The organism is Arthrobacter agilis (assembly GCF_002953615.1).
Lineage (GTDB): Bacteria > Actinomycetota > Actinomycetes > Actinomycetales > Micrococcaceae > Arthrobacter_D > Arthrobacter_D agilis_B.
In genome coordinates this window covers 552,211-561,706 of the sequence record NZ_CP024915.1, presented here as the reverse complement: position 1 = coordinate 561,706, position 9,496 = coordinate 552,211, and the positions used below count along the sequence as shown (strand labels likewise).

Below are 9,496 nucleotides of genomic sequence, written 5' to 3'. Positions count from 1 at the left end.
GCGCGAAGGTCGCCGCCCCTGCATAGCGGGGGATGCGGGAGGAGTCGATGGGGCCGAGGTGCCCGCCTCCGGTGATGCGCAGTTCTTCCACAGCTTCCGTCCGATCCGGGCCCCCACCCGTGCGGAGTTGCCCAATATGCATCAAAGGTTTTGCATAAGGCTATCCGCGCTCTTTCCGCCGGTCAAGGACATCAGCGGACCTGGCGCACACCTCCCCCTCCCGCCCGCCCCGACCCCCGTGCGCCAGGGCCGGAGCGGCGGTGACCCCGATGTTCCGATGGCCCCGTTAAGGAAGCGTTAAGACCGGGGAATGCCTGCTCCTGCGGTCCTACGGTGAAGCAGTGAGTACTGTGAGCACCCGACGGTCGGCACCGATCCTTCCCGAGAGCAGGAAGCGCCTCGAGCGCTGGCTCCTCGACGAGTCGAGCCGGCCCACCGCGCACCAGCCGGAGACGGAACGGACCCAGCCCTGGTGGAAGGTCATGTGCCTGACCGGTGTCGACTACTTCTCGACCCTGGGCTACCAGCCCGCCATCGCCGCGGCTGCGGCAGGCGTCCTCTCCCCCCTCGCCACACTCATCCTCGTGGCCGTGACCCTGTTCGGCGCACTGCCCGTGTACAAGCGCGTCGCCTCGGAGAGTCCCCGCGGCGAGGGCTCCATCGCGATGCTCGAGAAGCTGCTGCCCAAGTGGCGGGGCAAGATCTTCGTGCTCGTGCTGCTGGGCTTCGCGGCGACCAGCTTCCTGATCACCATGACGCTCTCCGCGGCCGATGCCAGCGCCCACCTGGTCGAGAACCCGTTCGCCCCCACGTGGCTGCACGGCCAGGAGATCCTGATCACCGTCATCTTCCTCGCGCTCCTCTCCGTGGTGTTCCTCCGCGGCTTCCGCGAGGCCATCGGGATCGCCGTCGCCATCGTGGCGGTCTTCCTCGTCCTCAACCTGGTGGTCGTCGTCGTCGCCGTCGGGCAGATCATGGCGCAGGACGGCATCGTGACCGACTGGTGGACGGCGCTCACCACGCAGCACGGCAACCCGCTGATCATGGTCGGCCTCGCCGTCCTCATCTTCCCGCGCCTGGCCCTCGGCCTCTCGGGCTTCGAGACCGGCGTCGTCGTCATGCCGCAGATCGACGGCAGGCCCGGCGACACGGAGGAGAACCCGGCCGGCCGCATCGCCGGCGCACACAAGCTCCTCACCTCGGCGGCGCTCATCATGAGCGGATTCCTCATCGCCTCGAGCTTCGTGACGACCCTGCTCATCCCGGCTGCGGCCTTCGAGGAGGGCGGTCCGGCCAACGGTCGCGCCCTGGCCTACCTCGCGCACCTCTACCTCGGCGACGGCTTCGGCACCGTCTACGACATCTCGACGATCAGCATCCTCTGGTTCGCCGGCGCCTCCGCCATGACGGGCCTGCTGAACCTCGTGCCGCGCTACCTGCCGCGCTACGGCATGGCACCGGCCTGGGCCAAGGCCGTCCGCCCGCTCGTGCTGGTGATCACGCTCATCGCGATCGTCGTCACGTTCTTCTTCCGCGCCGACGTCGAGGCGCAGGGCGGCGCCTACGCCACGGGCGTCCTGGCGCTCATCACCTCCGCATCGGTGGCGGTCACACTGTCGGCCCATCGAAGACACCAGCGCGGACGGACCCTCGGCTTCGGCCTCGCGACGGGAGTCTTCGTGCTGACGACCGCCGTCAACATGATCGAGCGGCCCGACGGCCTGAAGATCGCCCTGTTCTTCATCCTCGGGATCATCGTCATCTCGTTCGTCTCGCGGTCACGCCGCGCATTCGAGCTCCGGGCCACGAGCATCCGGATGGACGAGGCCGCGGTGTCCTTCGTCGGCTCGCAGGACGACGGCGACATCCTGCTGATCGCCCACGAACCCAAGCGGCTCAGCGGCTCCGCCTACCGGCACAAGCTCCAGCATGCGTGCGCCGTCTCCCACTTCCCGAGCACCGCGAAGCCCCTCTTCATCGAGGTGACGGTCGACGACTCGTCGGACTTCGAGACGGAACTGCGCGTGCGCGGCGTGGTCCGCCACGGGTACCGCATCCTCGAGGTGCACAGCTCGAACGTGCCGAACACCATCGCCGCCGTCATGCTGCACATCCGCGACATCACGGGACTCATGCCGCACGTGTACTTCCGCTGGACGGAGGGCGATCCCGTGGCGAACCTCTTCGAGTTCCTCGTCACGGGCGAGGGCGAGATCGCACCCGTGACGCGCGAGGTGCTGCGTGCAGCGGAGCCGGACGTGACGAGGCGCCCGTGGGTGCATGTCGGCTGAGGCCGGCTACTTCCCCGACGCCGCGGGCACGAGCGTCCACAGCACCACGGCCTCGCGGCCGTCGGGATTGAGCCAGGTGTGCGGCTCGCGGCCGGGGAAGGTGACGGTGTCCCCCGCCTCCAGGTCGTACCGGTCGTTCGGGAAGATCAGGACGAAGCGGCCCTCCACCACGTGCAGCGTCTCGACCTCGCAGTCCACGGAGTAGAGCTCGTCCTCGCCGCGGCCGTGCGGTTCGACGACGGCACGGATCATCTGCAGCCTCCGCTCGGAACGGGCCGTCAGCAGGCGCTCGTTGATGCCCTGCCCGCCGAGGCTGATCCGCGGCGCTTCCTCCAGCCGCGTCAGGTGCGTCTCGGGGACCAGGAACAGGTCGCCGATCGAGATGGACAGCACCTGGCACAGGGTGACCAGCGATGCGACGGACGGCGACGTGAGGTCCCGCTCGACCCTGCTGAGGAATCCCTTGGTCAGGCCGGTGGACGCCGCCACCTGCTCGATCGTCATGCGCTGCGCCTGGCGGGCTGCACGGATGCGGGAGCCGATGGCGACCGGCGCATTGGTCGGCTCAACAGGCAGTGCCTTCATGCTCGTCCTCTCCTCCGACGATCAGGGAAACCCGTCCGATCCAGTACGGAAATCCGGACGTTCCACGAGCTTGCCATGATTGACCCGTGACACCCGTCACGAGTAGCTTACAGGTCAACAATAGTTGCCCATAGGGCATCGTTCAGGACCTCAACCGAAGGACTTCCCATGCAGGCACTCAATATCGGCATCGTGGTGGCCTACCTCGTCGCGATGCTCGGCTTCGGCTGGTGGGGGAAGTCCCGCACCCGCGACGCGAGCGACTACCTCGTGGCCGGACGCCGCCTCGGACCGTTCCTCTACACCGGCACCATGGCCGCCGTGGTGCTCGGCGGGGCATCCACCGTCGGAGGCGTGGGCCTCGGCTACCAGTACGGCATCTCCGGGATGTGGCTCGTGGTGGCCATCGGCACCGGCGTCCTGCTGCTCAGCCTGCTGTTCGCCCCCACCATCCAGAAGCTGAAGATCTACACGGTCTCGCAGATGCTCACGCTGCGCTACGGGCACCGCGCCACGCGGGTCTCGGGCATCGTCATGCTCGCCTACACCCTCATGCTCTGTGCCACGTCGACCGGCGCCTACGCCACCATCTTCGTGGTGCTCTTCGGGTGGGACCGGGCGCTCTCCATCGCCGTCGGCGGCGTGATCGTGCTGATCTACTCGACGATCGGCGGCATGTGGTCGATCACCCTGGCCGACATGGCGCAGTTCATCATCAAGACGATCGGCGTCTTCGCCCTGATGCTGCCGTTCTCGCTGGCCGCTGCCGGCGGGTTCTCCGGGATCGCCGAGCGCGCCGGGGACGAGTTCTTCAGCATCACCGGCATCGGCGCCCAGAGCATCATCACGTACTTCGTGGTCTACACCCTCGGACTGCTGATCGGCCAGGACATCTGGCAGCGCGTCTTCACGTCGCGGACGCCGGAGATCGCCCGGTGGGGCGGCTCCGCCGCAGGGATCTACTGCATCCTCTACGGCGTCGCAGGAGCCGTCATCGGCATGAGTGCCAGTGTCATCCTGCCGGCGATCGAGTCGCGTGACGACGTCTACGCGGACATCGCCCTGAACGTCCTGCCCGTCGGCATCGGCGGACTCGTCCTCGCCGCTGCCGTCGCCGCCATGATGTCGACGGCGTCCGGTGCGCTGATCGCGGCCGCCACCGTCGCCCGGACCGACGTCGTGCCGTTCGTCGCCGGGTGGTTCGGCAGGGACACCGCGGAGCGTGCGACGTCGGACCACGATGTCCGCTCGAGCCGCTGGTGGGTCCTCGGCCTCGGCATCGTCACGATCGCGCTGGCCGTGATCGTGCAGGACGTGGTGGCGGCGCTGACGATCGCGTACGACATCCTCGTCGGCGGACTCCTCGTCGCGATCCTCGGTGGCCTCGTCTGGCGCCGGGGCAACGGGATAGGGGCCGGCGCCTCCATGGCGGCGGGGACCCTCGTGACCCTCGGCGTCATGGCCTACCTCGAGATCACGGCCGAGAACCAGTACGACGGCATCTACGCCAACGAGCCGATCTACTTCGGCCTGGCCGCGTCGGCGCTGGTGTACGTCGTCGTCTCGTTCCTCACCCGCCCCACCGCACCCGAGGTGATGGATGCCTGGGACCGCCGGGTCGCCGGACAGGTGCCCGACGACGCCCCCGTCGGCGTCGCCCACTGACCGGGCGACACACAGACGCGGTGACGCGGGCGACACCCCGCGACCGGAACGCAGGAGGGCTCCCGGCATCTGCCGGGAGCCCTCCTGCGTCGTGCGGCCGTCCTCCGTGGAGGCGCGGGTGCCGGGGACGACTGCGCCGCAACCGTCCCCGGGGGATACGGGGACGGGCGGTCAGCGACCCGCCGTCGAGGACCCGCCCCGGCCCCCGTCGGAGCCACCGGCCGAACCGCCCGCGGACGGGTCGACCTTGCGCTCCTGCGTGCCCGGCCGGTCCTCGGCCTCCTCCGCGGCGACGCCCGCGGCAGCCACCTTGGCCCCCTGCTCCTCCTTGGGCGTGCTGCTCAGGCCGTGGCCCGTCTCGTCGAGGGCCGTCTGCTTCTCGGCCGCGTCGACCTCGGCCTCCGTGATCTCGTCGTCCTTCTCCTGGTTCCAGGCCTTGATCGCCGCCCACCCCACGGCGGCCACGGGAACGGACAGGATGGCGCCGATGATGCCGGCGAGGATGGTGCCGGCCGTCAGCGCGATCAGGATGACGAGGGCGTGGACCTGCAGGGTGCGGCCCATGACCACGGGCTGCAGGAAGTTCCCCTCGAGCTGGTTCACCACGATCACGACGATGATGACCATCAGTGCCACGAACGGGCCGTTGGCCACGAGGGCGATCAGGGCGGCGAGGACACCGGCGAGCGTCGCCCCGACCAACGGGATGAACGCGCCGATGAAGACGATCGCCGCCAGCGGCAGGGCGAGCGGGACGCCGAGGATGAACAGGGCGAGACCGATGAAGACCGAGTCGACCAGGGCCACGATCGCGGTTCCGCGGACGTAGCCACCCAGGACGGCCATGCTGCTGTAGCCGACGCGGCGGGCCTTCACGAGGCGCTTGCCCTTGAACGCGCGCAGCAGGAACGCCCAGATCTTCTCGCCGTCCTTGAGGAAGAAGAACAGGATGACCACCATGAGCAGCGCCCCGGCGGTGAAGTTGCCCGCCGCACTGAGGCCGGAGATGGCGCCCGCGCCCACGGTGCTGCTCGTCGCGAAGTCGACCGCCCAGTCCCGTGCCTGCTGGATCTGCCCGTCGTCGATCGGGATGGGACCGTTCTGCGCGAATTCGTAGAGCTTGTCGAATCCCTCGGTGGCACTGGAGGCGAGCTCGCCCGCCTGTCCCACCACGGCGAACACGATGCCCGTGATGAGTCCGCCGAAGACGAGCAGGAGCAGGAGGAAGGAGACCGTGGTGGCGACCGTCGGTCCCCAGCCCTTCCGCCGCAGCCAGTTCACGAAGGGACCGATCGCGGCTGCCAGGATGAGTGCCAGCAGCATCGGGATCACCACGAGGCGGACCTGGACCAGTGCGTAGACGGCCACCACGGCCAGCACCAGGAGCAGGAGCACCTGCGCCGCACGGATGCTGGCGTTCCCGAGGCTGTCACGCCAGGGGCCGTTCGGGGCGGGTGTTCCCGCCCGCGCTGATGGGGAGGATGTCATCGGCTGTCACCTTTTCCTTCGGCACGGAGGCCATCGTTGAGCAGTTGGGTGCGCACCTCGCGCCGGAGGATCTTGCCGATCAGGGATCGGGGCAGGTCCTCCGCCTGCACGATGATGCGGGGGACCTTGTAGGCGGCGAGCGCGCCGCGGCAGTGCGAGCGGAGGGCCTCGACGTCGAGGCGTGCGCCGGGGGCCAGGACGACGACGGCCGCGACGTCCTCGCCGCCTCCCGCCCGGGGCAGCCCGACGACGGCCGCGTCGGCTACGCCCGGATGCGCACGGAGGGCGTCCTCCACCTCGGAGGGCGCCACGTTGAAGCCGCCGGTGATGATGAGTTCCTTGATCCGGTCGACGATCGTCAGGAAGCCGTCGTCGTCCATCCGCACGATGTCCCCGGTCCGGAACCATCCGCCGTCGAGCAGCACCGCCCCGGTCTCGTCGGGCCTGCGCCAGTAGCCCTGGAACACCTGCGGTCCACGGATGAGCAGTTCCCCGGCGTCCCCCTGCGCGCGGTCCCGGCCGGGGGCCTCCGGATCCACGATCCGCACGTCGGTACCGGGGAACGGCACACCGACGGTCCCGGGACGCCGGGTGGGACCGATCGGGTTGCCCGCCGCCACCGGGGACGTCTCCGTCAGCCCGTAGCCCTCGATGAGATAGCCGCCCGTCGCCGCTTCCCAGGTCTCCACCGTGGACTGCGGGAGATTCATGGCGCCGGAGATCGCGAACCGGATGCTGCGGAGGTCCGCCCCGCGCTCCGCCGCGCCGGCCGCCAGCCGCTCGTAGATGGGCGGCACGGCAGGCAGGAAGGTGGGCGGGCTCCTCCGCGCGGCGTCGAGCACCAGGCCGACGTCGAACCGGGGGAAGAGCACGAGCCTCGCGCCGATGCTCATGGCGAAGGTCAGGCACAGAGTCAGCCCGTAGGCATGGAACATGGGCAGGACGGCATAGACGGTCTCCCGTCCCGCCTGCAGGCCCGGCACCCAGGCCCGGCCCTGCGCGGCATTGGCCAGCAGGTTGCGGTGCGAGAGGATGGCGCCCTTGGGCACCCCGGTGGTCCCGCTGGTGTACTGGAGGACGGCCGTGTCCTCCGCGGCGGGGCGCGGATGCATCGCGGGCAGGGGACGGTGACGGAGCAGGGCCTGCCACGGCACGAGCTTGCGCGGACCCGTGAGCTTCTCCGTCGTCGTGAGCGCCCCTTTCGCCTCCCGGGCACGTCGCACGGGGAGCTTCAGGGCCAGCCGCCGCGATGCCGGCATCGCGGCGACGAGGTCCACCGACACGATCGCGGCGACCGGGATGTCCGCGGGCAGCCGCTGGACGCGCGGCACCACGCGGTCCCACACGATGGCCACCGTCGCCCCGTGGTCCTCGAACTGGTGCCGCAGTTCGCGGTCGGTGTAGAGCGGGTTGTGTTCGACGACGATCGCGCCGAGACGCAGGACGGCGTAGAACGCGATGATGTGCTGGGGGCAGTTCGGCAGGACGAGCGCCACGCGGTCACCCGCGGCGACACCGAGCGAGCGCAGTCCTTCCGCCGCGCGCGCCACGGCATCACCCAGCCCGCCGTACGTCGTCGCGGCCCCGAAGAACTCCAGGGCCGGCGCCCTGCGGTAGGTGCCCACCGCGGTGTCGAGCAGGTCGGAGAGCGTGCCGTCGGGCACGTCGAAGGAGCGGGGCACGTCGGGCGCGTAGCTCGCGACCCACGGGCGGGCTGCCAGATCCATAAGCCTGCTTCCTGTTATCCGTTCGACTGTATCGCGGGCCGGAGGGTTCCGGCACCCGGCTCCGCTCCCGGCGCACCGCTCCGGGGTGCAGGTGCGGGTCCGGTAGCATGGTGGGTCGAAGGGGAGTAGCTCCGCGTCCGTGAACGCGCGGCCTGTCGACATACTGGCACCGATGGTGCCCGGCAATCCACCGGTCCGACCGGCGAGCGAGACCTTCGGCCGAAACGACGCATTCGCGACCCCCGGCCGGAGCCCCCGCTTCGGCTGGAGAGCGCGTGCACCTGACCAACCGGAGCATCCCGTGACATCCCCTGAACAGACCCCTTCCCGGAACGACATCAAGCGCTGGCGCCAGTACCTCGCCGACGAGCGCGGCGAGGCCGCGACCTACCGCGACCTGGCGCGCCGACGGACCGGCGAGGAGCGTGAGATCCTGCTCGGCCTCGCCGAGGCCGAGGGCCGCCATGAGGCGCACTGGCTCGCCCTGCTCGGCAACGACGTCGGTCGGCCCCTCCGCCCGTCCGTGCGCAACAGGATCCTCGGGGTGCTCGCGCGCCGCTTCGGATCCGTCTTCGTCCTCGCGCTCGCGCAGCGTGCCGAAGGCCGCTCCCCCTACGCCTCGGATCCCTCCGCGACGAGCGCCATGGTGGCCGACGAGCAGATCCACGAGGAGGTGGTGCGCGGCCTGGCAACCCGCGGCCGCAACCGGTTGTCCGGGAACTTCCGGGCGGCGGTGTTCGGGGCGAACGACGGCCTGGTCAGCAACCTCGCGCTGATCATGGGTATCGGTGCCACCGGCGTCTCCACGTCCTTCATCCTGTTCAGCGGATTGGCCGGGCTGCTGGCCGGCGCCCTGTCGATGGGCGCGGGCGAGTACGTCTCCGTACGGTCGCAGCGGGAGCTGCTGTCCGCGACGCGCCCCACGCAGATCACCCTGACCGCGGCGAAGGAACTGGACATCGCCGCGAACGAGCTGGTGCTGGTCTACCGGGCGAGGGGCATGACGCCGGCGGCCGCGGAACACCGCGCGGGCGAGCGGCTGGGCCTGTACAGCTGCGACTGCGATCCGAGCTTCTCCCTCCAGCCCGACGAGGACGACGCCGTCGACGAGCACGAGACCGTCGGGACCGGGCTGGGCGCCGCCGCCTCGAGCTTCTGCTTCTTCGCCTCCGGCGCGATCATCCCGGTGCTCCCGTACCTGGTAGGCCTCGACGGCGTCACCGCCGTCGTCGTCGCCTGTGTCCTGGTGGGACTCGCCCTGCTGGCGACCGGCGCCGTCGTCGGCCTCCTGTCCGGCGCATCCCCCCTGCGGCTGGCGCTGCGGCAACTGGCGATCGGACTCGGCGCTGCGGCCGCAACCTACCTCCTGGGGCTGCTCTTCGGCACCTCGGTGGCCTAGGCTCCGCGGACCCGCAGCACGTAGTCCTCGAGCTTGGCCAGCGTCGCCTCGATGCTGGCCGGGTGGCGGCGGGTGAACCCGGCGAGCCGGAAGACGATCCGCCACGGCACGGCCCGGCCGTCCCACTGCTCGCGTACGAGCGTGGACTCCCCGCGGGGTTCGAGCGTGTAGCGCCAGACGTGGGCCGAGAAGTGGCGCCAGGCGATCCGGCGGCCCTCCTCGAACTCCACCACGCGGTTGAGGATCTTGTAGGGGGCCCCGATCCTCATCTCCATGCCGAACCGCGCTCCCGGTGACAGGCGCGCGGGACCGTGGGGCTGCTCGCCCCGCACGGTCCCGGA

General features: G+C 70.2%; 7 protein-coding genes. 3 read left to right on the top strand and 4 right to left on the bottom strand.

Going from position 1 to position 9,496, the window contains the following annotated elements:
- The first annotated feature begins 482 nt into the window (after positions 1–482).
- Positions 483–2,291 (top strand): amino acid permease, encoded by a 1,809-nt coding sequence (locus CVO76_RS02730; RefSeq protein WP_208741680.1) that lies wholly within the window; start codon positions 483–485, stop codon positions 2,289–2,291.
- A gap of 6 nt (positions 2,292–2,297) precedes the next feature.
- Here the strand turns inward: CVO76_RS02730 and CVO76_RS02725 are convergent, their stop codons facing one another.
- The gene (locus CVO76_RS02725) at positions 2,298–2,876 is read right to left on the bottom strand and encodes a helix-turn-helix domain-containing protein (protein WP_133083190.1); all 579 of its coding nucleotides are present in this window, start codon (positions 2,874–2,876) and stop codon (positions 2,298–2,300) included.
- 168 nt (positions 2,877–3,044) lie between these two features.
- Here CVO76_RS02725 and CVO76_RS02720 point away from each other — a divergent pair, with 168 nt between their 5' ends.
- Positions 3,045–4,541, top strand: a complete 1,497-nt coding sequence (locus CVO76_RS02720; protein WP_208740584.1) for a sodium:solute symporter — start codon at positions 3,045–3,047, stop codon at positions 4,539–4,541.
- A 171-nt stretch (positions 4,542–4,712) separates the two neighbouring features.
- On the opposite strand, the gene CVO76_RS02715 is transcribed toward CVO76_RS02720, so the two are convergent.
- Both CVO76_RS02715 and CVO76_RS02710 read right to left on the bottom strand, forming a co-directional pair.
- Complete coding sequence (locus tag CVO76_RS02715; RefSeq protein WP_208740583.1) at positions 4,713–6,029, bottom strand: AI-2E family transporter; 1,317 nt, start codon at positions 6,027–6,029, stop codon at positions 4,713–4,715.
- Positions 6,026–7,756 carry a long-chain-fatty-acid--CoA ligase gene (locus CVO76_RS02710; protein WP_208740582.1) on the bottom strand — a complete coding sequence of 577 codons (1,731 nt, stop codon included), beginning with the start codon at positions 7,754–7,756 and terminating at the stop codon, positions 6,026–6,028. Before CVO76_RS02710 ends, CVO76_RS02715 begins: the two co-directional genes overlap by 4 nt.
- Positions 7,757–8,057: 301 nt before the next feature.
- Between CVO76_RS02710 and CVO76_RS02705 the strand changes: the two genes are divergently transcribed.
- On the top strand, positions 8,058–9,155 hold the full coding sequence (locus tag CVO76_RS02705; protein ID WP_244186159.1) for a VIT1/CCC1 transporter family protein: 1,098 nt from the start codon (positions 8,058–8,060) through the stop codon (positions 9,153–9,155).
- On the opposite strand, the gene CVO76_RS02700 is transcribed toward CVO76_RS02705, so the two are convergent.
- Positions 9,152–9,496: SRPBCC family protein (locus tag CVO76_RS02700; RefSeq protein WP_208740581.1), on the bottom strand; the 345-nt coding region annotated here is incomplete at its 5' end. The two genes, CVO76_RS02705 and CVO76_RS02700, sit on opposite strands and share 4 nt — an antisense overlap.

Bases quoted from the DNA above. Each gene is read 5' to 3' on its own strand.
- CVO76_RS02720 (WP_208740584.1), top strand. From the start codon at position 3,045: ATGCAGGCACTCAATATCGGCATCGTGGTGGCCTACCTCGTCGCGATG.
- CVO76_RS02730 (WP_208741680.1), top strand. From the start codon at position 483: ATGTGCCTGACCGGTGTCGACTACTTCTCGACCCTGGGCTACCAGCCC.
- CVO76_RS02725 (WP_133083190.1), bottom strand. From the start codon at position 2,876: ATGAAGGCACTGCCTGTTGAGCCGACCAATGCGCCGGTCGCCATCGGC.
- CVO76_RS02710 (WP_208740582.1), bottom strand. From the start codon at position 7,756: ATGGATCTGGCAGCCCGCCCGTGGGTCGCGAGCTACGCGCCCGACGTG.
- CVO76_RS02715 (WP_208740583.1), bottom strand. From the start codon at position 6,029: ATGACATCCTCCCCATCAGCGCGGGCGGGAACACCCGCCCCGAACGGC.